Consider the following 22,368-nt stretch of genomic DNA (forward strand, 5'->3'; position numbering starts at 1 on the left):
AACAACAATAAGCCGAGGGAGAGCGAGGTGACGCGACCGTTCGAGGGCGTGAAGATCCTGGATTTTACGCAAGTGCTGGCCGGCCCCTATGCGAGCTACCAGCTCGCGCTGCTCGGCGCCGACGTCATCAAGGTCGAGCGGCGCGAGGGCGAGGACATGCGCCGCACGCCGCTCAGCCGCGAATGGGCCGAGCGCGGTCTGGCGCCGGCATTCCAGGCGGTCAACGGCAACAAGCGCAGCCTGACGCTCGATCTGCAGAAGCCGGAGGCGATCGCGATCGTGAAGAAGCTCGCAGGCCGCGTCGACGTGGTCATGGAGAATTTCCGCCCCGGCGTGATGGACAAGCTCGGCATCGGCTATGAGGCGCTGTCGGCCGTCAACCCGAAGCTGATCTATTGTGCGGTGTCGGGTTTCGGCCAGACCGGCCCGAATCGCCTGCGGCCCGGCTATGACGGCAAGATGCAGGCGCTGTCGGGCATCATGGCGATCACCGGCCACCCCGAGACGGGGCCGACGCGCGCGGGCTTTGCCGTGTGCGACGTGCTCTCGGGCGCCACCGCTGCGTTCGGCGTGTCCAGCGCGCTGTACCAGCGCGACCGCACCGGCAAGGGGCAGCTGATCGACGTCTCCATGCTGGAGGCGACGCTGGCGTTTCTCTCGGGCCAGATCGCCGACTGGTCGGTCGCCGGACATCGACAGCAGCTATCGGGCAATCAGGCGGTGAGCCGCCGGACCACGGCGAATTTGTTCAAGTGCGGCGACGGCCATATCCTGCTCGCCGTCAACAACGAGAAGCAGTACCGCGCGCTGATGGCTGCGCTCGGGCGCGAGGATACGCTGTCAGATCCGCGCTTTGCCGACTGGTTCTCGCGCAACGAGAACGAGGGCGCGCTGCGCGCCATCATCGAGCAGGCGCTAGCGAAACGGCCGGCACGCGAATGGGAGACGATCTTGGAGGACGCCGGCGCGCCCTGCGCCAGCATCTGGAAGGTCGAGGAGGTCATCGACCATCCGCAAATCAAGGCGCGCGGTGCGATCCAGGAGCTAGACACGCAATACGGCCGCCTGCGCTTTGCCGGCAGCGGCTTCAAGCTCGCTCATGGCGGCGGCCGGCTGGATCGCATGGCGCCGGAGCTGGGCGCGGATACGGACGCGGTGCTGGGCGAGCTGGGATTCGATGCGGCAGAGATCGCGGGGCTGAGAGCGCGGGAGATTGTGTGACGGCAGCGCCTCACACTCAGTCGTCGTCCCGGGGCGCGCGTAGCGCGAACCCGGGACCCATAACCACAGGATCGCGTTTGACGAAGACTCGTGGTGAACAGTTTGCGCCATAACCTCATCCTGTGGCTATGGGTCCCGGATCGGCGCGCGCTTTGGGCGCGCTTGTCGGGGACGACAGCGGAGTGAGTGGCGGCATCGCGCCTAGAACAACGACCCCTGCCCGTCATCCGCCGGACTAGCGGCAACCTTCCGCACCGCCTTCTTCGGCTTCGCCGCCTCGGCTTCCGCCTCGATCTCCTCCGCACTGATCGGCAGCACGAGCTGCTCGTCGTCATTGGCGACACGGTTGACGCGAGTGGAGACCGGGTGCCAGGCGAATTCGCCGACGCGCGGGGGCCTTATCAAGGGCAGGATCGCGTCGATCTCGTCGCCCTTGCTGTCGAGCCAGCGCTCGAAGTCGTGTGGGCTGATGGTGACGGGCACGCGGTCGTGCAGCGCGGCGAGATCCTCGCCCGCCGCGGCGGTGACGATCGCGACCGTGTCGAGTTCCTCGCCGTTCGGACCGACCCAGGTCTCGAACACAGCGGCAAAGCCGAGCGGCTCACCGTCGGCACGGTGGATGAAAAAGGGCTGCTTGCGGCCGGTTTGCGTCTTCCACTCGTAATAACCATCGGCCGGAATCAGGCCGCGCCGGCGGCGAATCGCGTTCTTGAACGCAGGCTTCTCCAGCACCGTCTCGGAACGGGCGTTGATCAGGAGCGTGAACCCGCGGGGGTCCTTGACCCAGCCGGGCAGAAGACCCCAGCGCATCAGGCGGAAATGGCGCGCGCCGTTCTCGAGCAGCACCACCGGAATCGGTTGCGTCGGGGCGACATTGTACCGGGGCGGGAAATTCGGCTGCTCGACATAGCCGAACAGTTGCCGCAAAGCCGCGGGGGCCGAAGTTATGACGAAGCGTCCACACATCCTTGGAGGCCTATATAGGGTCCGTTCAGGTCCTTTTAACCCCGAACGTTAACACTGCGGCAGATGAGCTCAACGGCCTCCCAACCCGCGCGGACGCATGTACAGACGGGCCCTGAGGCGACCGCCTGGGCCGAACGGCTGCGCGTGGCCAACATCAATCCGCGGACCGGGCTTGCCACCGACTATCTCAACCATTTCAATGAAGCCGTGATGCTGCTCGAAATGGTGCCGGATATGCCGGAATGCGCCGAAGACTTCCTGACCTGGACGCCGCTGTCTTATGCCGAGCATTTCACGGCTTCGAATTTCAAGGCGCGGGATTTGGCGATCGAATCCTATGAGAAAGCCGATCCCAACGTGCGTGCCCAGTTCGACCACTTGACGGATACCATGACCTCGATCCTGACCGCGGTCGGCTCGGCCATGCGCGAGGTCGAGAAGGACACGACGCGGGTCCGCCTCGCCGAGCAGGCCACGCTTTGGGTCAAGCCCCTGATCGCAGCCTGCGGCGGCATCATCAATGGCGGGGCGGAAGCCGACGTCGACACCATCATGGCGAACTCATCCGGATAGGTGACGCGATTGGCCGCAATCGTCCATCCTGCCCATCCCCAGCTTGCGGTCAGCGCGGCGATCTTCCGCGACGGCAAGGTGCTACTGGTCCGCCGCGCCCGCTCGCCGGCCAAGGGCTTCTATTCGCTGCCGGGTGGCCGGGTCGAGTTCGGCGAATCGCTGCATCAGGCCCTGAGCCGCGAGGTCGACGAGGAAACCGGCCTTTGCATCGAGATCATTGGCCTCGCCGGCTGGCGCGAGGTGCTGCCGGCCGCGGCCGGCGCCGGCCATTACCTGATCATGTCCTTTGCCGCGCGCTGGACGGCCCGGGAGCCGGCGCTGAACGACGAGCTCGACGATCACCGCTGGATCGCCCCTGGCGCCCTGGCAAGCCTCGGCGACCTCAAGCTGACCGGGGGGCTGGAGGAGGTCATCCTGTCCGCTCACCGGCTGCTTGGAGCCTGACCGCCCGCCTTGCGCCAGCCGTCCCGAGGGGGCATACAGCCGCCGATGTCGTCGCGATTTCTGGCCATTTTTGTCCTGATTCTCGCCTGCGCCTCCGTGCCTGCGAGGGCCCAGGACGTGGCGGCGCCGTTTGACGGCGAACTGCAGCGGCTGGCCGAGATCCTCGGCGGCCTGCACTATCTGCGCGGCATCTGCGGGGCCAACGAGGGTAACAAATGGCGCAATGAGATGCAGGCGCTGATCGATGCCGAGACCCCCTCCGGCGAGCGCCGCACCCGCATGATCGCCGGCTTCAACCGCGGCTATAACGGTTTTCAGCAGACCTATCGCAGCTGCACGCCGGCCGCGATGGTGGCGATCCGCCGCTACATCGAGGAAGGCTCGAAGATCTCGCGCGATCTCACGGCGCGCTACGCGAACTAGCTACCCCGTCATTCCGGGGCTCGCGCGCGAGAGCCCGGAATCCATTCATCCACCGTCTCTGATGCCCGATGGATTCCGGGCTCGCGCGAGGCGCGCCCCGGAATGACGGCGCGGTCGACGCATGTGCGGGCCTGGAACCCTGTCATCGACTTTGTTCACAGCCGTTAACCGTTCTTAAAGATGTGGCCTAGCGGTCGTTAACGCCCGTGCTACACCTCTCGCACAGCGCATCGCCGTGGATCGCGCCCCAGCCTGACCGAGTTTCATGAGCCAGCCGATTTCCTACGCCCCCGCCCGCGCGCCGCTGCCCGATCACGAGCAGAAACAGGCCGCACTGAGCTATCTCAACGAGGCCTGGGCCGAGGCGCGTCATGACGGCGTCGACGGCGACTGCCTGGCGCAGGCGAGCCTGTTCGCGGCCCTCGCCGAGCTCGTCGGCACCTATGGCGAGGACGCAGTGGCAAAGTTCGTCGAGGGCTTTCCCGGCCGCATTCGCAACGGCGAATTCTCGGTCGGCATCTGCAGGCAGTAAGCCGTCCTGAAGCAGTAAGCCGTCCTGAAAATGACCCCGCCACGCGGGCGGGGCCAGTTGACGGATGAATGACTCTGCGAAAGGCGTCGCGAAGTCTGCCGCTCTTATCGCACGGAAGGCGTTGCCGGCGGACAAGCATTAGTCTCGCGATGACCGGGAGATGTTCCCGACAGACCCGGGAACGCGCGCCTCAGTCCGTCTCGATCGGCAGCGCCGGATCCCTCGCCCATTCGCCCATCGAAGCGTCGTAGAGCGTCAGCTTGTCGTAGCCAAGCTGCGTCAGCAGCAGGAGGTCGATCGTCGCCGAGATGCCGCCGCCGCAATAAAGAATCACATTCTTGTCGCGTGTGACGCCCTGGGAGGCGAACTTCGCTTGCGCATCCGCAAGATCCGCCAGCGTCTTGTCGGCATTCACGAGTGTGGCTGCGGGAACGTTGACGCTGCCGGGAACGCGGCCCGGCCGGCCATAGCGGCTCGGCTCGAGGCCGCGGTGAAACTGCGGCCCGAGCGCGTTGACGATGATGGTTGCGGGATCGCCGATCTTCGCCAGCACGGCTTCCTTGTCGACGAAGCAGCCTGGGCGCGGCGCCGCCTTGAAGGCCGTCACCGGATAGCCTTTCGGTGCGCCCGTCTCGGTCGGCCGTCCCTCCTGCTGCCATTTGTCGAAGCCGCCGTCGAGCACGTGGGCATCGACGCCGAGCGCGCGCAACATCCACCAGAACCGCGTCGCCCACATTATCGTCCCTATGCTGTAGAGCACGATGGTCTTGCCCGCATCGAGGCCGTGGCGGCCGAAGGCGGCCTCCAGCTGGGCGAGATCGGGCATCATGAAGAAGTGTTGCGACGAGGCGTCGGAGAACTCGCCTTGCAGGTTGAGGAAATCGGCGCCGGGGATGTGGCCGGCCGCGAACGTCTTGTCGCCGGGCACCGCGCGATACGGCACGTCGCTGCCTTCCGGCGCGGGCTCAAGATAGGTCGTGCAGTCGTAGAGGCGAAGGTTGGGATCGCCGAGCATGGCGGCGAGCTGCTCGGTGGTGATGAGGGCGGCGGGTTGGGACATCAGGCTGCACTCCCGTTCGAGAGGAAGTGTAGACCGCTCCTCTCGTCATTGCGAGCGCAGCGAAGCAATCCAGAGTCTTTCCGCGGCGACAGACTGGATTGCTTCGCTGCGCTCGCAATGACGGTGGAAGCCCCGTGCGTCCCCCACATCACTCTACTGCTTCAGCGTCTCCAGGAACCGCACCGGCTCGCCCTGCGCGGCCGTCACCAGCTCGCCCTGCCACATCACGCGACGGCCGCGGATAAAGGTGCCGACCGGCCAGCCGGTGACGCGAACGCCATCATAGGGCGTCCAGCCGGCCTTGGACGCCACCCATTTGTTGGTGATGGTCTCGCTGCGCTTCAAATCCACGATGGTGAAGTCGGCATCGTAGCCGGCGGCGATCCGGCCCTTGCAGGCCATGTTGTAGAGGCGCGCGGGACCGGCACTAGTGAGGTCGACGAAACGTGCCAGCGAGAGCCGGCCCGCATTGACGTGATCGAGCATCACAGGCACCAGCGTCTGCACGCCGGTCATGCCGGAAGGCGAAGCGGGATAGGTCTTCTGCTTCTCCTCCAGCGTATGCGGGGCGTGGTCGGAGCCGAGCACGTCGATGATGCCCTGTTCGATGCCGCGCCAAATGCCGGCACGATGATCGGCGCCGCGCACCGGCGGGTTCATCTGCGCCAGCGTGCCGAGCCGCTCGTAGCATTCCGGCGCGACCAGGGTGAGATGGTGCGGCGTCGCCTCGCAGGAGGCGACATCCTTGTGGTCGCGCAGGAACTCGATCTCCTCCTTGGTCGAGATGTGCAGCACGTGAATACGCTTGCCGGTCTCGTGCGCGAGCTTGACGAGGCGCTGCGTCGCCATCAGCGCCGCGGTCTCGTCGCGCCAGACCGGATGCGAGCGCGCATCGCCCTCGATGCGCAGCGATTTGCGCTCGTTGAGGCGGTATTCGTCCTCGGCGTGGAAGGCGGCGCGGCGGCGGATCACCTGGAAAATGCGGCGCAGGCTCTCGTCGTCCTCCACCAAGAGCGCGCCGGTGGACGAGCCGATAAACACCTTGACGCCGGCGCAGCCGGGTGCGCGCTCCAGCACAGGCAGGTCCTGCACGTTCTCGCGGGTGCCGCCGATGAAGAAGGCGAAATCGCAATGCATGCGGTGATGGGCGCGCTTCACCTTGTCGGTGAATTCGGCCTCCGTCACGGTCAGCGGCGAGGTGTTCGGCATCTCGAACACGGCGGTGACGCCGCCCATCACGGCGCTGCGCGAGCCGGTCTCGAGGTCTTCCTTGTGCGTCAGCCCGGGCTCGCGGAAATGCACCTGCGTGTCCATCACGCCGGGCAGGATGTGCAGGCCCTTGCAGTCGATCACCTCGGCGGCCGAGCCTTGCGACAGCGGACCGAGCTCGGCGATGCGGCCGCCCGTGATGCCGATATCCCGCACGCCCTCGCCGTCCTGGTTGAAGACGGTGCCACCCTTCAGGATCACATCGAAACGCTGGGTCATTGGGCCTCTCTCATCCTCAGGGCGCAGGGCTCGAGGTCTTGTCGTTTATGCGTTGCGGGCTTACGTTCCGGAGCAACATGTCGCAAGAGATTTTCGCATGAAATCGGCGTTTCTTCCCGACCGGGGCGTGATCAAAGTCGCGGGTGAGGATGCGCGCAACTTCCTCAATGGCCTCATCACCACCGACCTGGACAGGCTGAAACCTGGTCTGGGGCGATTCGGCGCATTGCTGACGCCGCAGGGCAAGATCATCGTGGATTTCCTGATCACGGAAGCGTCCGCGGGCCACGGCGGCGGGTTCCTGATCGACTGCCCCAAGGCGCTGGCGGACACCCTCGCCACCAAGCTGAAATTCTACAAGCTGCGCGCCAAGGTCACCGTGGACAAGCTCGACCTCGGCGTGCTCGCGGCCTGGGACGGCGAGCCGGCGGCGCAGCCCGACCTTGCCTTTGCCGATCCGCGGGCTGAGGGGCTCGGCTACCGCATCCTGGTCCAGGAAGATCTCAAGCAGAAACTGTCCGATCTCATTGGCGCCGAGCTGGTCGATGCAGCCGAGTACGAGGCGCATCGCATTGCGCTCGGCGTGCCGCGCGGCGGGCTCGATTTCATGTACAGCGATGCGTTCCCGCATGAGACCAACATGGACCGCCTCGCCGGCGTCGATTTCGACAAGGGCTGCTATGTCGGCCAGGAGGTCGTCTCGCGCATGCAGCATCGCGGCACCGCGCGCACGCGCAGCGTGAAGGTGCTGCTCGAGGACGCCTCGCCCGAGCCTGGCACAACCATTCTCGCCGGCGACAAGCCGGTCGGCACCATCGGCTCGACGGCCGGCGGCAAGGGCATCGCGCTGGTGCGCATCGATCGTGTCGCCGATGCACTCGATGCAGGCCAGCCGCTCACCGCTGGGGGGCTGGCTTTGACACTCGCTGAACCAGACGTCGTTCGCATTCCAGCCAAGCAGCCGACCGCATGAGCCGCGCTGCCCGCTTGCATCCCGATGGTCTGACCCGCTGCCCCTGGCCGGGCGAAGATCCGCTTTATGTCGCCTATCACGACACCGAATGGGGCGTGCCGGAATACGACGACCGCGCGCTGTACGAGAAGCTGATGCTGGACGGCTTCCAGGCCGGCCTGTCCTGGATCACGATCCTGCGCAAGCGCGACAATTTCCGCAAAGCCTTCGACGATTTCCAGCCGGAGAAGATCGCGCGTTACACGCCCAAGAAGGTTCACGCGCTGATGAACGATGCGGGTATCGTGCGCAACAAGGCCAAGATCGAAGGCGCGATCCTGAGTGCAAAGTCATATCTCGACATCATGGAGAAGGGCCCGGGCTTCTCGAAGCTGCTGTGGGACTTCATGGACGGACGGCCCAAGGTCAACCAGTTCAAGACCACGGGAAGCGTGCCGGCTTCGACGCCGCTCTCGGTGCAGATCTCCAAGGAGCTGTCCTCGCGCGGCTTCAAATTCGTCGGCCCGACCATCGTCTATGCCTTCATGCAGGCGACCGGCATGGTCAACGACCACCTGGTCGACTGCCACTGTCATGCGACCTGCAGCAAGACCCAGCGCAAGCTGCGCCTCAAGGCCAAATGACGGCGAAGAAGGCAGCGCGCAACGAAGAGGTCCGCGCCTGGCAGCGCATGCTGTCGGGCCGGCGGCTCGACCTGCTCGATCCTTCCCCGCTCGACATCGAAATCGGCGACATCGCGCACGGGCTGGCGCGGGTGGCGCGCTGGAACGGACAGACCCTCGGCGCGCACATCTTTTCGGTCGCGCAGCATACGCTGCTGGTAGAGACCGTGCTGCGGCATGAGATACCCCGCGTCGACCAGCGCGTGCGGCTCGCGGCCCTGCTGCATGATGCGCCGGAATATGTGATCGGCGACATGATCTCGCCGTTCAAGGCCGTGCTCGACGGTCATTACAAGGCCGTCGAGAAGCGGCTGCTCGGTGCCATCCATATCCGCTTCGGTTTGCCGCCGGTATTGCCAGATGACATCACGCAGGCCATCAAGGCCGCCGATCGCGGCGCGGCCTATCTCGAGGCGACCGAACTCGCCGGCTTCAGCGCAAGCGAAGCGCGGCGCCTGTTCGGCAAGGATCCGGGTCTCTCCGACAGCGTCCGACGCGACTATCTGACGCCCTGGACCGCGGCGCGGGCCGAGAAGCAGTTTCTGGAGCGGTTTGGCGCCGTGTTTGCGTAGCATTATTCCTTCGTAGGGTGGGCAAAGCGAAGCGTGCCCACCGAACCAAGCGACATGCGCGCAATTGCGAAATGGTGGGCACGGCGCGATGCGCCTTTGCCCACCTACGAGCGCTCGCTATAATCGGGCGCAAAAAGGTTCGCCATGATCCACGTCTGTTCCCTCGCCGCGCTTCCCGAGACCGTCCGCCTCACCAAGGCCAGTCACGTGCTAACCGTGATGGCCAATGTCGAGCAGGTGGCGCGTCCGGTGTCGGTGCTCCCGGCCAACCATCTCAAAGTGTCGATGGACGACATCACCGAGGAAATGGACGGCTTCGTCGCGCCGTCGGAGACGCATATCGAGCAGGTGCTCAACTTCGTGCGCGGCTGGGACCGCAGCGCCCCGCTGGTGGTGCATTGCTACGCCGGGATCAGCCGCTCCACCGCCAGCGCGTTCGCGGCCGTTTGCGCGCTTAATCCAAATCGCGACGAGATCGAGATCGCCAGGAAGATTCGCGCGGCCTCGCCGATCGCCTCGCCCAATCGGCGCATCGTCGGCCTCGCCGATCGTGCACTCGGACGCAACGGCCGCATGCTGCGCGCGCTCGACGAAATGGGCCCCGGCGCGATGATGGTGGAAGGCCGCCCCTTCGCGATCGAGCTCGAATGACAGCTGGTTGTCACGATGGAGGTGCGCCCCCTCTCCCGCCTGCGGGAGAGGGTTGGGGAGAGGGTATCTCGGCGACGAAGACTCCCCCAGAGGATAGAGCCCTCTCCCGCCTCGCATCTGTCGATGCGACGCGACCTCTCCCGCAAGCGGGAGAGGTGCACCGAGTCCGCGGATGGGCCGTCTTAACCAAGCGGCATTCTGTTCAATTCAACGACACGGCAGCCGCATGAGCGAGACGCTGCTGACGCCAATCGAAATCGGCCTCACCGCGGCCATCGTCGCGATCGAGAACCACGAGCCGCTGATCCTGACCGCACCCGGTGCTGACCGGCTTGCCGGGCTGCCGTTCGGTCCGTTCGACGCGGTGAGCCATCGCACGTTCGAGATCGGCCTGCGCGCCTGGGTCGAGCAACAGGCGGGGCTGCGGCTCGGCTATGTCGAGCAGCTCTACACGTTCGGCGACCGTGGCCGTCATGCCGAGGCCGGCGACACCGGAGCCCACATCGTGTCGATCGGCTATCTCGCGCTGACGCGCCCGGCGGGCGGCGAGCTCGCGACAAACGCGGCGAGCTTCGCGCCCTGGTATCGCTTCTTCCCCTGGGAAGACTGGCGCGACCAGCCGCCGGCGATCATCGCCCGCGACATCATCCCTGCGCTGACCGAATGGGCCGAGGAGGAGACGGCGGAGACGATTCGCGCACTGCCGCGGAAGGATCGCGTGCGGTTCTATTTCGGTCTCGACGGCGCACCCTGGGACGAGGAGCGCGTGCTCGACCGCTACGAGTTGCTCTACGAGGCCGGGCTGATCGAGGAAGCCCGCCGCGATGGCCGTCCTGCGGCATTGGCGCGCAAGACGCTTCCCCCGCTCGGGACCTCGATGCGGTTCGACCACCGCCGGATTCTCGCCACGGCAATCGCGCGGCTGCGCGCAAAGCTGAAGTATCGTCCTGTGGTCTTTGAACTTTTGCCGACCGAATTCACACTCACTGAACTGCAGCACACGGTGGAGGCGATCTCCGGCCGGCACCTGCACAAGCAGAATTTCCGCCGCCTGGTCGAGATGGAAGCCCTGGTCGAACCGACCGGGGTGATGTCGACACAGACGGGCGGACGGCCGGCAGCGCTCTACCGCTTCCGCCGCGAGGTGCTCCAGGAGCGGCCCGCGCCGGGCTTGCGCGTTCGCTCCCGGCGCTAGAGCATGATCCGGAAAAGTGCGTTGCGGTTTTCCGGTAAGATCATGCTCAAGAAATTAAGATCCTGATATCAGTGGTATCGGCCCCTGCCCGCCGATTGCCTGGAGGCTTCATGTTCGACGGCCCGTTTGACGTCTTTGCGCTGATCATTGCGATCATCGCCTTCCTGATCGCGATCAAGGCGTCCAGCCAGGCGACCGAGTTGCGCCGCCGGATCAGTTCGCTCGAAGAGATGCTTTACGCGCAGCGGCCGGTGCAGCCGCCCCCGCTGATGCCGGCGCAGGCCGAAGCCCCCGCCACGACTGCAGCCGCCGAGCCGCCGCCGCTGGCGCCGGCAACCGAAACGACGCCGCCTCCGCTCGTCACGGAAGAGATTTCGCCGCCCCCGATTGAGCCGAGCACGGGCGCCACCGCGCCCCCTCCGGTGCCGGAGGCCGCACCCGGCTTCGAGGAGCGGCTCGGCACCCGCTGGGTGGTGTGGATCGGCGGGCTTGCGCTCGCGCTCGGCGGCTTCTTCATGGTGCGCTATTCGATCGAGGCCGGTCTGCTCGGCCCCGGCGTGCGCGTGTTCCTCGGCGGCCTGTTCGCCGCTGCGCTGCTTGGCGCCGGCGAATGGACGCGGCGCAAGGAGAGCATCTCGAGCATCGCGGCGCTGCCTATCGCCAACATTCCCGCGATCCTCACCGCGGCCGGCACGGCGGTGGCGTTCGCGACCATCTACGCGGCGTACGCACTCTACGACTTCCTCGTGCCTGCGACGGCCTTCGTGCTGCTCGGCATCGTTGCGATGGGCACGCTGGCCGCAGCGCTCCTGCACGGCCCTGCGCTCGCCGGGCTCGGCGTCGTCGGCGCCTTCGTGACGCCGATCCTCGTCTCCTCCGGCAAGCCGGATTATTGGGCGCTCTACATCTATCTTGCGGTCGTGACGGCCGCGAGTTTCGGGCTCGCCCGCATCAGGCTATGGCGCTGGCTTGCGGTCACGACCATTGCCTTCGCGGTGCTCTGGATCTTCCCGGGTCTCGATACCGAACAGGTGCAGGTCGCGCCGCACGCCTTCCATGCCATCGCCGGCTTCGTGCTCGCCGCACTGCTCGTCGTCTGCGGCTTCATGTTCGGGCCCAGCATGGAAGACGGCGAGATCGAGCCGGTCTCATCGGGCGCGCTTGGCGCCTATTTGTTCGGCGCGATGCTGGTCGTGCTGTCGAGCGCGCATGCGGATCTCGCGCTGATCGCCTTCACGCTCCTCGTCGGCGGCACGCTGTTCGTCGCCTGGCGCGCACCGGCGGCGACCGGCGCGCTGGGCGCGGCCGCGGCGGCCGTGTTCATCGTGTTCGCCGAATGGGCGGTGCGCGCCAACCCCGATATGCTGGTGCTGCCGGGCGGCCCGATGCCCGGCGTCGGCCCGGTCGCGATTGATAGCGCGGTGACGCTGCATCTGGTGACGGCCGCGATCTTCGCCGCCGGTTTCGGCGTCACGGGCTTTTTCGCGCAAGGCCGCTCGAACTCGGTGATCATTCCCGTGGTGTGGTCGGCGGCGGGCGTCGCGACGCCGATCGGCATCCTGGTTGCGCTCTATGCGCGCATTGCCCATCTCGACCGCTCGATCCCGTTTGCGATCCTCGCCGTGCTGCTCGCTGCGGCCTTTGGCGCTGCGACCGAAGCGCTGATGCGCCGCGAAGAACGGCCCGGCGTTGCAACCTCGGTCGCGCTGTTCGCGACCGGTACGCTCGGCGCGCTGGCGCTGGCGCTGACCTTCGCCCTGGAGAAGGGCTGGCTCACCATCGCGCTCGCGCTGATGTCACTCGGCACCGCCTGGATCTCGTTGCAGCGGCCGATTCCGGTGCTGCGCCGGCTGGCTGCGGTCTTCGCTGCGATCGTCACCGCGCGCATCGTCTATGATCCGAGCATCGTCGGCGATGCCGTCGGGACCACGCCGATCTTCAACTGGCTGTTGTGGGGCTATGGCCTGCCGGCCGCCTCGTTCTGGGGCGCGAGCATCTTCCTGCGCCGCCGCGCCGACGATCCGCCGCTGCGCGTGGTCGAGACGGCGGCGATCCTGTTCACCGCGCTGCTCGCCTTCATGGAGATCCGGCACTTTGCGACCGGCGGCCGCATGACCTCGCCGCCCTCGCTGCTCGAGTTCGCGCTGCAAGTCTGTGTCACGCTTGCCATGGCAATCGGCCTGGAGCGCCTGCGGCTGCGCAGCCGCAGCATCGTGCACAATGTCGGCGCGGTCGTGCTGACGGCGATCGCCGGCTTTATCAGCGTGTTCGGCCTCCTGATCCTGGAGAACCCGATGCTGCTCTCCAGCGTCAATGTCGGCAGCCTCGTGTTCAATCTGCTGCTGCTCGGCTATGCGTTGCCGGCCGTGCTGATGCTGCTGCTCTCCTACGCGGTGGCAGGACACCGCAGTGTCGCATATGCAAACACGATTGCGGGTGGTGCCCTGGTGTTCGCGCTCACCTATGTGACGCTGGAGATCCGCCGCTTCTATCACGGCCCGGTCCTGCTCTACGGCGGCACCACGAGCGCCGAGCAATATACCTATTCGATCGGCTGGCTCGCTTTTGGCGTGGTGCTGCTCGGCGTCGGCATCCTGGTCAATTCGGAGCGTGCGCGGCTGGCGTCCGCCGCCGTCATCGCGCTGACGATCTTCAAGGCCTTCGCCGTCGACGTGTGGACGCTGACCGGCGTCTATCGGGCGCTCTCGTTCATGTGCCTCGGCGTCGTGCTGGTCGCGATCGGCTGGCTCTACCAGCGTATCCTGTTCCGGCGGCAGATCGCACCGCCGCCGGCTGCGCCGCAGACGGGCAGCTAGACTGGATCGTCGGGCGGGCACTCCACCTCTCCCCAGCGGGGAGAGGTCAACAACGATCGAGCGGGTGCCTCTACGCCGCGCGGACCGATTCCAGGAACTGCGCGACCTCGACCTTCAGGCGGGTGCTGTCGGTCGCCAGCGACTTCGCCGCCGACAGCACTTCACTCGAGGCCGAGCCGGTCTCGATCGCACCGCGCTGCACGTTGGTGATGTTGGACGACACTTCCTGCGTGCCGAGCGAGGCCTGCTGAACGTTGCGCGAAATCTCCTGCGTGGCCGCGCCCTGCTCCTCGACGGCGGCGGCGATCGCGGCCGACACCTCGGACAGCCGCTCGATGGTGCCGCCGATCTCCTGGATGGCGTTGACGGATTCTTGCGTCGCCGCCTGGATGCCCGAGACCTGCGCCCCGATTTCGCCGGTCGCTTTCGCGGTCTGCTCGGCCAGGGCCTTGACCTCGGAGGCGACGACGGCAAAGCCGCGGCCGGCTTCGCCAGCGCGCGCCGCCTCGATGGTCGCGTTCAGCGCCAGCAGGTTGGTCTGGCCCGCGATGGTGTTGATGAGCTCGACGACGTCGCCGATGCGGGCCGCCGCCTGCGACAGCGCGTTGACGCGCTCGTTGGTCCGCGCCGCCTGCTGGACCGCTTCCGCCGCCATCCGCGCCGAATCCTGCACGCGGCGGCTGATCTCGGTGATGGAGGACGACAGCTCCTCGGAGGCCGAGGCCACCGCCTGGACGTTGGTGGAAGCTTCTTCCGACGCCGCCGCAACGACGGTTGCGAGTTCCTGGCCGCGCTGCGCGGTGCCGCTCAGCGTCGCCGCGGAGGCCTCGAGCTCGGTCGAGGCCGACGACACGGTCTCGACGACCTCCCCGATCATGACCTCGAAATTGCGGGTGATGGCATCGACACGTCGGCCGCGCTCGATCTTGGCCTCGGCGTCGCGCGCCGCCGCAGCGTCGGCCGCCTTCTTTGCGATCAGCGCCTCCTTGAAGATCTGGAGCGCATCCGCCATCGAGCCGATCTCGGTCTTCTCGCCGCGATGCGGCACCTCCACCGCAAGGTCGCCTTCGCCGAGTGACTGCATCGGGCGGATGATCGAAGCGATGCCGCGCGAGACGTCGCGCACGAGATAGTAGGCGGCCGCGATCGCGATCACGACGGAGGCCACGATGATCCCGACCAGCACACGGAAGATCGTAGCGTAGCTGTCGGCGGCCTGCTTCGTCTCCAGCTCGGCGCCCTGATTGTTCATTTCGATGCCCTTCTGGAGCAGCGGATCGGCGGCCTGAGCCATCTTCGCGACCTTGGTCTGCAACATCTCGTTGGCATCGGTCGGGAAGCGGCCGACGCTCTTACGCGACAGCGCCATTACATCCTGCACGCCGTTCAGGTACTCGGCCCAGGCCTTGGTCCATTGCTCGTAGAGCGAGCGCTCCTCTGCGCGCGTGATCAGCGGCTCGTAGATCTTGCGGGTCTTCTCGATCCGTTCGCGCAAGCCTGCCAGGCGCTTCTCGGCGGCCTCCTTGCCTTCGGCAGTATCCTGCATCAGGTGCAGACGCAGTGCGACGCGGAGCTCGTTGATGTCAGCACGCATCGAGCCGAGCGCACGCACGCTCGGCAACCAGCCCTGCGCGATCTCGACCGTATGGGCGTTGATGTTCTGCATCGTGCCGATCGCCGTCACGCCGACGCCGGCGAGCGAGAGCACGAGGACCGACAGCACGGTCAGCAGCTTGAAGACGATCGACAACTTCGACATCACGACAATCCCGATGATTACCCGGCAACGCGCACATCACCTGCGCCGCAGACGTCACGACGGACGACCCGGGCGAAGGTCAGTTCAACAATGCTGGCTGGTTCTTTTCCCGAAGGATTGCGCCCATAATCGCAAACAGGCGTTAACAGGAGGCTACGTAAAAATACGGCTCGTGCGCAGCGATCGTGGTTTCTCTGCAACTCTCTGTTGCAGCCGCACCGGCCGTTACGATGCGGACGCTCGCGAAAAGGCACGTGTCAGGCCGCGCGCACGGTATCGAGGAACTTTCCGACTTCGAGCTTCAGCCGGTTGCTGTCGCCGGACAGCGATTGCGCGGCGCCCAACACCTGCGAGGATGCCGAACCGGTCTCGCTCGCGCCGCGCTGCACGTCGGTGATGTTGGACGACACCTGATGGGTGCCCGTCGCCGCCTGCTGCACGTTGCGGGAGATCTCCTGCGTTGCGGCCCCCTGCTCTTCCACCGCGGCTGCGATGGTCGAGGAGATCTCCGACAGCTTCTCGATGGTGTGGCTGATGTCCTTGATCGCGCCGACCGAATGCTCGGTGGCGGTCTGGATGCTGGCGATCTGCTGGCCGATCTCGCCGGTCGCCTTCGCCGTCTGCTCGGCAAGCGCCTTGACCTCCGAAGCGACGACGGCAAAGCCGCGGCCTGCCTCGCCGGCGCGCGCGGCCTCGATGGTTGCATTGAGCGCCAGGAGATTGGTCTGGCCGGCGATGGTGTTGATCAGCTCGACCACGTCGCCGATCCGCGCCGCAGCAGCGGAGAGCTCCCCGACGCGATCGGTCGTGGTGCGAGCCTGGTTCACCGCATCGCCGGCGACGCGGGCGGATTCCTGCACCTGCCGGCTGATCTCGGTGATCGACGACGACAGCTCTTCGGTCGCCGACGCGACCGACTGCACGTTGGTGGACGCTTCCTCGGAAGCGGCAGCAACCATGGTCGTGAGCTCCTGGCCGCGCGCCGCGGTCGCGGTCAGCGTCGAGGCGGAAGCTTCCAGCTCGGTCGCGGCCGAGGACACGGTATCGACGATCTCACCGATCGCGGCTTCGAAGCTGTCAGCCAGCTTGTGCATCTCGGCCTTGCGCTGCGCGGACGCAATCTGGTCCTGCCTGATCTTGGCTTCGGCGTCCTCGCGCGCCTTCTGCTCCGAGACGACCTTGAACTTTTCAACGGCCGCCGCGACGCCGCCGACTTCGTCCTTGCGGCCGAGACCGGGCAGAACCACGGAGAAATCGCCGCCGGCGAGCTTGTCCATGGCGACCGTGAGCGCACGGATCGGCCGCGCGATAGTCAGGAACGACATCAGCCAGGAGCCGACGAGGACGAGCATGGCGAGTGTGCCGACCAGGATCGCAAGCTGCTCGCTCGATCTCATTTGGGCCGCGGCCGCGGAATTCTTCTCCTCGGATTTGTGCCTTGCGTAGTCGGCGATCTGGCCGATCAGCACGTCGAGCTCGCCGGCAATCGGCAGGGTCACCTCGCGTGCGATGCGAACGACGTCTTCATTGAGCTTCGCAGCGCGGGCCGCTCCGTCTGCACCGCTGGCGGCCAGGGCTTCGCCGCGCACGCCGGCGATCTGCTGCGCGGCCTTTTCGTAATTCGCAGCCAGCGATCTCAGTTTCTCCATCCGAGCGCGGTTCTCCGCCTCGTGAGAAAGCTTCAGCATTTCATCGACCAGCGCATTCGTCGATTTTTGCCGGTCGCCCAGATTCTGGACGGCCTTCTGAATGTCAGCCGGGCTATTGGCAAGACGAAGGTCTCGTACCGCGAGCTGCATGCCGCGAACCGCAGCCTCGGCCTTGACTGCGTCGCGCGCGATCTGCTGCTGCGCAAGCGCGCTCTGGCTGCTCTCGCGAATTCCCGCATTGCCGAGCATCTGGCTTGCAATCATGGCCCCAACCAGGAGCACACCGAGCGCCGACGCAATCGCCAGCTTGGTCCCGATCCTCAGATTCTGAACTAGGCTCAACATGGGCATGCTTCCCCCGAAGGAACGCGCAGCCGAGTCATTGTCGGCTTCCCCTGACTGCGCCATTGCCCAAAAAATGAGCTTCTCACATTCCGATTTGGTTAACGAAATCCCTCGCAGAAATACTGACTTTGCACGCTAAATGATTGAGCGCGAAAGGAAACGATCCCGTCATAGTTGTAAATTGCAGCTTCAAGTCGGAGCTAGGACGCTTTACATCCGATGGCCTCGCCGACGAGGCTGATTCGAAAGACCGGCTGCTTGTCCTCATCGAGCAGCTCCATGCACCACTCGGCGTTCGGCTTCAGGCCGCGCGCGATGCCGCTGAGCAGATTGGCGCACACCTCGGTCATCTCGGTCCAGGCGGCTGCGCGATCCTCGAACTCGTACGGCAGGTCGGCGGCGCCGGAATAACGGCCGGTGCTGATGCGGAAGAAATAGAGCGACATGGTTGAACCCTTGCGTGGGACCGCCCCCCGGCGCGCGCAAACTGCGGCCCGAACAGCTACCAAGGCATGAAAGCCGCCGTCCGTATGACTACGGCGCAGGCGGCTTGATGTTCGATGATGCCTTCGACGATCAATGGCGCGGGTTGTCTCGCGCAGACGAACTCACTGCGTGGAGCGGCGCAGCTCCAGCGGTCCCTCGTTCTTCGCCGGCTCGGACTTCACCGGCTCGAGCCGGCTGCCCTCGACACGCGGCGTCTCGACGCGCGCGGCTACCTCGGTGGTCGAGGCGGCGACCGTGCCGGTGTGCTCCGGCTTGTGCAGCGAGCGCGGCCGCGCCGCAGCGCGCGCCATCAGCATTTGGTTGCCGCCCTGGTGACGGAAGTCGCAATAGGCGAAGCCCATGCCCGACACCGAGCCGCGGAAGCTGCGATCGTCGGTCTTTTCGAGGTTGAAACAGGGCTCGAACGGAATGCCCTTGATCGAGGCGCAGACGTTCTGGCCGCGGATCTGGAGCGTATTGCCGGGAAGTCGGAGGTGCTTGACCGGGCCCGAGCCCGAGAATTGCACCGCACCGGCGGCGCCGAGATCGTCGAGGATGCGGCCTGCACCGCGGGTGCCGTCGAAACAGGTGAAGGCGAACACCTTGCCGGCCACGAAGCGGCGCGCCTCGTCGGCGTTCATGCTTCCAGCGATGGCCGGCGCAAACGTCGCTGCCGCCGTGACAGCCCCCAACACAATACGCGCAAGCATGCTCAACTCCGAACCAACCCCCGCAGCGGGCGATGCCTTTATCTCTTTACCCGCTGCTTACCATACGAACCATGGCGAGATTGAAGCAGCTTGGTTGGTAAAGTCTGAACGCCGTCAGACAATTTTTACCACGACGCGGCCGCGAACCTGGCCGGCGAGGATTTTCGCGCCCCAGCCCTGAACCTCGTCGAGCAAAATTTCCTCAGTAATTTCAGAGAGTTTTGTTCGGTCCAGGTCGGAGGCCAAGCGCTGCCAGGCGGCCTTCCGGGGCTCGATCGGGCACATCACGGAATCGATGCCGAGAAGGCACACTCCGCGCAAAATAAACGGCGCCACCGAGGACGGCAGGTCCATGCCGGCGGCCAGGCCGCAGGCCGCGATCGCGCCGCCATATTTCGTCATCGAAAGCAGGTTGGCGAGGGTGGTCGAGCCGACGCTGTCGACGCCGCCGGCCCAGCGCTCCTTGGCGAGGGGTTTTGCCGGGGCCGACAATTCATTGCGATCGATGATCTCGGCAGCCCCCAGCTGCTTCAGGTAGTCGGCCTCGGAGGCCCGGCCGGTCGAAGCGATGACGTGGTAGCCGAGCTTCGAGAGCACGGCGATCGCGACCGAGCCGACGCCGCCGGCAGCGCCCGTCACCACGACCGGGCCGCTCTTCGGCGAGATGCCGTGCTTCTCCAGCGCCAGCACCGAGAGCATCGCGGTGAAGCCGGCGGTGCCGATCGCCATGGCATCGCGCGCCGATAGCCCTTGCGGAAGAGCGACCAGCCAGTCGCCCTTCACCCGCGCCTTCTCGGCATAGGCGCCGAGATGGGTCTCGCCCATGCCCCAGCCGGTGCAAACGACCTTGTCGCCCGCCTTCCACTGTGGATGCGAGGAGGCTTCGACCGTGCCGGCGAAATCGATGCCGGCGATCATCGGGAAGCGGCGCACCACCGGCGCCTTGCCGGTGAGCGCAAGGCCGTCCTTGTAGTTCAGCGTCGACCATTCGACACGGACGGTGACGTCGCCCTCCATCAGCTCGGTTTCGTCGAACTGCGCGAGCTGCGCGGTGGTGCCCTTGTCCGCCTTGTCGATCCTGACAGCCTTGAATGTGGCCACGACTGAACTCCCTGACTTTGTTTGTCGGGGATGTTTAGCTGATCAGGCCGGCTGCGCAACCACCCGCTGGACCGGTTTCTCGACGATTGGAAGATTGATCAGCGCCGAGAGCACGCCGAACAGGATCGAGAGCCACCAGATCGGCGTGTAGGACCCGAACTTTTCGAACACGATGCCCCCGAGCCAGACGCCGAGGAAGCCACCTACCTGATGGCTGACGAAGGCAAAGCCGTAGAGCGTCGCGAGCCAGCGCGTTCCGAACATCAGCGCCACCAGCGCCGAGGTCGGCGGCACCGTCGACAGCCAGGTCAGGCCGGAGATTGCACCGAACGCGATCGCCGAGAACGGCGTGATCGGGAACGAGATGAAAGCGAGGATCGCCAGCGCGCGCGTGAAGTAGATGGCCGAGAGGATGTAGCGCTTGGGAAGGTAGTTCTGGAGATACCCCACGCTGAGCGATCCGATGATGTTGAACAGGCCGATCGCCGCGATCACCCAGCCGCCGGTTTGTGCGGTGATACCACGATCGACCAGGAACGCCGGCAGATGCACGGTGATGAAGGCGAGCTGAAAGCCGCAGGTGAAGAAGCCCAGCACCAGGAGCACGTAGGAGCGATGACCGAAAGCTTCGGCAAGCGCCTTGGTGATGGTCTGGTCATCCGCGGGCGTTGCGCTGTTCACGCTTGTCACCGGCGGCGTCGAGAGTGCCAGCGAGAGCGGGATGATCAGCAGCATCAGGAAACCGAACACGGAGAGCGCCTGCTGCCAGCCGAAATTGTCGATCAAGGCGACGCCGATCGGCGCGAACAGGAACTGTCCGAACGAACCCGCCGCCGTGCCGGCGCCGAGCGCGATGCCGCGCTTCTCCGCGGGCAAGAGCTTGGTGAAGGCCGACAGAACCAGATTGAACGAACAGCCGGCGAGGCCAAAGCCGATCATCACCCCGGCGCCGATGTTGAGCGACAGCGGCGTCGAGGAATAGCGCATCAACAGCAGCCCGCCGGCATAGAGCAGCGCGCCGACGCACATCACCCGGAACAGGCCGAAGCGATCCGCGACCGCACCGGCGAACGGCTGGCCCAGTCCCCACAACAGATTCTGCACGGCGATGGCGAGGCCGAACACGTCACGGCCCCAGCTGAATTCGTGACTCATCGGCTGCACGAAGAAGCCGAGCGCCGAGCGCGGACCGAAGCCGAGCATGCCGATGGCACAACCGCAGAGGATGATGACGGCCGGGGTACGCCAGTTGGAGGAGCGCGAGGCCGGTGCGAGCTCGCCGATCTGTGTCGACATGGTTGTCCTCGTCTGTCCTTGGCGGAGCCGCAAATCAGCAGCCGCGGGACAGCCCGTTTAATGCATATGCATGAAAATCCCAAGGCAAAAACGATTGCATTCAACGAAGAGCTGACGCGGGAGCATTGCGTTTCAATCCGACCTCGCCTGACAGGTGCGCGGTGACGGGAATGTGTGCGGCAGGCCCTAGCGATACTCGCGCGTGCGTGCTATGCCTGATTTACTCATATTGAGTATATATGGCTTCTGTCCGGCCTGCTCGGCCGGTTTTCTCGGGCCCACTATATTCTCAAACTGAGCATAACCGCCACACCTAATGGCAGCACTTGGGAGGCTTCAATGCCGATCACTGGAATTTACGGTCGCGACGACTTTGCCAACCGGCCGCAAGGGCAACCCACCGTCTCCCCGCACCCCGTCCCGGTGCCTCCGGGACCGACATGGCCGATGCCGTCCCTGGAATGGTCGCCGGCGGTCGAAGGCGCCACCGCGCCGCTCTATGACCGCGTCAGGCACGTGATCCCGCCGATCGAATGGCCGCTGATGGCCCCGACGATTCACGCGATCAACGAGCTCAAGCGCGCGCGGGGCGCGGTCATCCTCGCCCACAACTACCAGACCCCGGAGATCTTCCACTGCGTCGCCGATATCGGCGGCGACTCGCTCCAGCTCGCGGTCGAAGCCACCAAGGTGAAGGCCGACATCATCGTCCAATGCGGCGTGCACTTCATGGCGGAGACCTCGAAGCTGCTCAATCCGGACAAGACCGTCTTGATCCCGGATTCGCGCGCGGGCTGCTCGCTCGCCGCCAGCATCACCGGTGCGGACGTGCGGCTGCTGCGGGAGAAATTCCCCGGCGTGCCTGTTGTTGCCTATGTCAACACCTCGGCGGAGGTGAAGGCCGAGGTCGACATCTGCTGCACGTCCTCGAACGCGGTGCAGGTGGTCGAGAGCCTGAACGCCCCGACCGTGATCTTCCTGCCCGACCGATACCTCGCCACTTACGTGGCGTCGAAGACCGACGTGAAGATCATCGCCTGGAAAGGCGCCTGTGAGGTGCATGAGCGCTTCACGGGCGAAGAGCTGCGGAGCTTTCGCGAGGCCGATCCGTCGGTGCAGATCATCGCGCATCCGGAATGCCCGCCGGACGTGCTGGCGGAAGCCGACTTCACCGGTTCGACCGCGCACATGATCAACTGGGTACGCGCGAAGCGGCCGCGGCGGCTCGTCATGATCACGGAATGCTCGATGGCCGACAATGTCCGGGCCGAGCTGCCCGACGTGGAGATGCTTCGCCCCTGCAATCTCTGCCCGCACATGAAGCGCATCACGCTCGCCAACGTCCTGGAAAGCCTGCTGACGCTTCGCGAGGAGGTGACGATCGACCCCGCGCTCGCGGAACGCGCGCGGCACTCGGTCGAGCGCATGATGAATCTGAGAAATTGA

At 65.7% G+C, this 22,368-nt stretch carries 21 protein-coding genes; 12 read left to right on the plus strand and 9 right to left on the minus strand.

The window, feature by feature from the left end:
- Positions 1–27: 27 nt before the first annotated feature.
- Positions 28–1,221, plus strand: a complete 1,194-nt coding sequence (locus I6F36_RS28680; RefSeq protein ID WP_225172645.1) for a CoA transferase — start codon at positions 28–30, stop codon at positions 1,219–1,221.
- Between the two features lie 201 nt (positions 1,222–1,422).
- Here the strand turns inward: I6F36_RS28680 and I6F36_RS28685 are convergent, their stop codons facing one another.
- A complete protein-coding gene (locus I6F36_RS28685; RefSeq protein WP_225172646.1) occupies positions 1,423–2,187 on the minus strand; it encodes an SOS response-associated peptidase in 765 nt (254 codons plus the stop codon).
- A 63-nt stretch (positions 2,188–2,250) separates the two neighbouring features.
- On the opposite strand from I6F36_RS28685, the gene I6F36_RS28690 reads away from it, so the two are divergent.
- The 4 genes from I6F36_RS28690 (at position 2,251) to I6F36_RS28705 (ending at position 4,159) form a co-directional block, all read left to right on the plus strand.
- Positions 2,251–2,760 (plus strand): hypothetical protein, encoded by a 510-nt coding sequence (locus tag I6F36_RS28690; RefSeq protein WP_225172647.1) that lies wholly within the window; start codon positions 2,251–2,253, stop codon positions 2,758–2,760.
- Between the two features lie 9 nt (positions 2,761–2,769).
- Entirely contained in the window at positions 2,770–3,204 is a 435-nt protein-coding gene (locus I6F36_RS28695) for an NUDIX hydrolase (protein ID WP_036003648.1), read from the plus strand.
- A 45-nt stretch (positions 3,205–3,249) separates the two neighbouring features.
- On the plus strand, positions 3,250–3,627 hold the full coding sequence (locus tag I6F36_RS28700; protein ID WP_036003646.1) for a TIGR02301 family protein: 378 nt from the start codon (positions 3,250–3,252) through the stop codon (positions 3,625–3,627).
- 265 nt (positions 3,628–3,892) lie between these two features.
- Positions 3,893–4,159 (plus strand): hypothetical protein, encoded by a 267-nt coding sequence (locus tag I6F36_RS28705; protein ID WP_036003643.1) that lies wholly within the window; start codon positions 3,893–3,895, stop codon positions 4,157–4,159.
- A gap of 190 nt (positions 4,160–4,349) precedes the next feature.
- Here the strand turns inward: I6F36_RS28705 and I6F36_RS28710 are convergent, their stop codons facing one another.
- Positions 4,350–5,219: a sulfurtransferase gene (locus tag I6F36_RS28710; RefSeq protein WP_225128294.1), complete on the minus strand. Its 870-nt coding sequence runs from the start codon at positions 5,217–5,219 to the stop codon at positions 4,350–4,352.
- Between the two features lie 153 nt (positions 5,220–5,372).
- Entirely contained in the window at positions 5,373–6,707 is a 1,335-nt protein-coding gene (locus I6F36_RS28715) for a dihydroorotase (RefSeq protein WP_225139069.1), read from the minus strand.
- A 97-nt stretch (positions 6,708–6,804) separates the two neighbouring features.
- On the opposite strand from I6F36_RS28715, the gene I6F36_RS28720 reads away from it, so the two are divergent.
- The 6 genes from I6F36_RS28720 to I6F36_RS28745 all read left to right on the plus strand — a co-directional run bounded on the left by I6F36_RS28720 (position 6,805) and on the right by I6F36_RS28745 (position 13,576).
- Complete coding sequence (locus tag I6F36_RS28720; protein WP_225172648.1) at positions 6,805–7,680, plus strand: folate-binding protein YgfZ; 876 nt, start codon at positions 6,805–6,807, stop codon at positions 7,678–7,680.
- Positions 7,677–8,303, plus strand: a complete 627-nt coding sequence (locus tag I6F36_RS28725; protein WP_225112592.1) for a DNA-3-methyladenine glycosylase I — start codon at positions 7,677–7,679, stop codon at positions 8,301–8,303. The genes I6F36_RS28720 and I6F36_RS28725 overlap by 4 nt, the downstream gene beginning before the upstream one ends.
- Positions 8,300–8,914 (plus strand): YfbR-like 5'-deoxynucleotidase, encoded by a 615-nt coding sequence (locus I6F36_RS28730; protein WP_036028303.1) that lies wholly within the window; start codon positions 8,300–8,302, stop codon positions 8,912–8,914. The genes I6F36_RS28725 and I6F36_RS28730 overlap by 4 nt, the downstream gene beginning before the upstream one ends.
- Positions 8,915–9,058: 144 nt before the next feature.
- Positions 9,059–9,565, plus strand: coding sequence for a tyrosine phosphatase family protein (locus tag I6F36_RS28735; protein WP_036028306.1), 507 nt, complete (start codon positions 9,059–9,061; stop codon positions 9,563–9,565).
- A gap of 226 nt (positions 9,566–9,791) precedes the next feature.
- Positions 9,792–10,760: an NAD regulator gene (locus I6F36_RS28740; protein WP_225128304.1), complete on the plus strand. Its 969-nt coding sequence runs from the start codon at positions 9,792–9,794 to the stop codon at positions 10,758–10,760.
- A gap of 110 nt (positions 10,761–10,870) precedes the next feature.
- On the plus strand, positions 10,871–13,576 hold the full coding sequence (locus I6F36_RS28745; protein WP_225128306.1) for a DUF2339 domain-containing protein: 2,706 nt from the start codon (positions 10,871–10,873) through the stop codon (positions 13,574–13,576).
- A 70-nt stretch (positions 13,577–13,646) separates the two neighbouring features.
- On the opposite strand, the gene I6F36_RS28750 is transcribed toward I6F36_RS28745, so the two are convergent.
- From I6F36_RS28750 to I6F36_RS28775, 6 genes are all read right to left on the minus strand, one after another.
- Positions 13,647–15,335 carry a methyl-accepting chemotaxis protein gene (locus I6F36_RS28750; RefSeq protein ID WP_225172649.1) on the minus strand — a complete coding sequence of 563 codons (1,689 nt, stop codon included), beginning with the start codon at positions 15,333–15,335 and terminating at the stop codon, positions 13,647–13,649.
- Between the two features lie 257 nt (positions 15,336–15,592).
- Entirely contained in the window at positions 15,593–17,329 is a 1,737-nt protein-coding gene (locus tag I6F36_RS28755; RefSeq protein ID WP_109145903.1) for a methyl-accepting chemotaxis protein, read from the minus strand.
- Between the two features lie 200 nt (positions 17,330–17,529).
- Positions 17,530–17,775, minus strand: coding sequence for a hypothetical protein (locus I6F36_RS28760; protein ID WP_036003604.1), 246 nt, complete (start codon positions 17,773–17,775; stop codon positions 17,530–17,532).
- 162 nt (positions 17,776–17,937) lie between these two features.
- A complete protein-coding gene (locus I6F36_RS28765) occupies positions 17,938–18,525 on the minus strand; it encodes a hypothetical protein (protein WP_036028315.1) in 588 nt (195 codons plus the stop codon).
- Positions 18,526–18,639: 114 nt separating this feature from the next.
- Entirely contained in the window at positions 18,640–19,626 is a 987-nt protein-coding gene (locus tag I6F36_RS28770; protein WP_225172650.1) for an MDR family oxidoreductase, read from the minus strand.
- Positions 19,627–19,668: 42 nt separating this feature from the next.
- The gene (locus I6F36_RS28775; RefSeq protein ID WP_057026913.1) at positions 19,669–20,922 is read right to left on the minus strand and encodes an MFS transporter; all 1,254 of its coding nucleotides are present in this window, start codon (positions 20,920–20,922) and stop codon (positions 19,669–19,671) included.
- Positions 20,923–21,261: 339 nt separating this feature from the next.
- On the opposite strand from I6F36_RS28775, the gene nadA reads away from it, so the two are divergent.
- Positions 21,262–22,368 carry a quinolinate synthase NadA gene (gene nadA, locus I6F36_RS28780; RefSeq protein ID WP_225172651.1) on the plus strand — a complete coding sequence of 369 codons (1,107 nt, stop codon included), beginning with the start codon at positions 21,262–21,264 and terminating at the stop codon, positions 22,366–22,368.

The organism is Bradyrhizobium sp. BRP19 (genome assembly GCF_020194195.1).
Classification (GTDB): domain Bacteria; phylum Pseudomonadota; class Alphaproteobacteria; order Rhizobiales; family Xanthobacteraceae; genus Bradyrhizobium; species Bradyrhizobium yuanmingense.

Bases quoted from the DNA above. Each gene is read 5' to 3' on its own strand.
- I6F36_RS28755 (WP_109145903.1), bottom strand. From the start codon at position 17,329: ATGTTGAGCCTAGTTCAGAATCTGAGGATCGGGACCAAGCTGGCGATT.
- I6F36_RS28725 (WP_225112592.1), top strand. From the start codon at position 7,677: ATGAGCCGCGCTGCCCGCTTGCATCCCGATGGTCTGACCCGCTGCCCC.
- I6F36_RS28715 (WP_225139069.1), bottom strand. From the start codon at position 6,707: ATGACCCAGCGTTTCGATGTGATCCTGAAGGGTGGCACCGTCTTCAAC.
- I6F36_RS28700 (WP_036003646.1), top strand. From the start codon at position 3,250: ATGTCGTCGCGATTTCTGGCCATTTTTGTCCTGATTCTCGCCTGCGCC.
- I6F36_RS28730 (WP_036028303.1), top strand. From the start codon at position 8,300: ATGACGGCGAAGAAGGCAGCGCGCAACGAAGAGGTCCGCGCCTGGCAG.
- I6F36_RS28775 (WP_057026913.1), bottom strand. From the start codon at position 20,922: ATGTCGACACAGATCGGCGAGCTCGCACCGGCCTCGCGCTCCTCCAAC.
- I6F36_RS28760 (WP_036003604.1), bottom strand. From the start codon at position 17,775: ATGTCGCTCTATTTCTTCCGCATCAGCACCGGCCGTTATTCCGGCGCC.
- I6F36_RS28705 (WP_036003643.1), top strand. From the start codon at position 3,893: ATGAGCCAGCCGATTTCCTACGCCCCCGCCCGCGCGCCGCTGCCCGAT.
- I6F36_RS28740 (WP_225128304.1), top strand. From the start codon at position 9,792: ATGAGCGAGACGCTGCTGACGCCAATCGAAATCGGCCTCACCGCGGCC.
- I6F36_RS28765 (WP_036028315.1), bottom strand. From the start codon at position 18,525: ATGCTTGCGCGTATTGTGTTGGGGGCTGTCACGGCGGCAGCGACGTTT.
- I6F36_RS28690 (WP_225172647.1), top strand. From the start codon at position 2,251: ATGAGCTCAACGGCCTCCCAACCCGCGCGGACGCATGTACAGACGGGC.
- nadA (WP_225172651.1), top strand. From the start codon at position 21,262: ATGCCGATCACTGGAATTTACGGTCGCGACGACTTTGCCAACCGGCCG.
- I6F36_RS28720 (WP_225172648.1), top strand. From the start codon at position 6,805: ATGAAATCGGCGTTTCTTCCCGACCGGGGCGTGATCAAAGTCGCGGGT.
- I6F36_RS28735 (WP_036028306.1), top strand. From the start codon at position 9,059: ATGATCCACGTCTGTTCCCTCGCCGCGCTTCCCGAGACCGTCCGCCTC.
- I6F36_RS28745 (WP_225128306.1), top strand. From the start codon at position 10,871: ATGTTCGACGGCCCGTTTGACGTCTTTGCGCTGATCATTGCGATCATC.
- I6F36_RS28710 (WP_225128294.1), bottom strand. From the start codon at position 5,219: ATGTCCCAACCCGCCGCCCTCATCACCACCGAGCAGCTCGCCGCCATG.
- I6F36_RS28685 (WP_225172646.1), bottom strand. From the start codon at position 2,187: ATGTGTGGACGCTTCGTCATAACTTCGGCCCCCGCGGCTTTGCGGCAA.
- I6F36_RS28750 (WP_225172649.1), bottom strand. From the start codon at position 15,335: ATGTCGAAGTTGTCGATCGTCTTCAAGCTGCTGACCGTGCTGTCGGTC.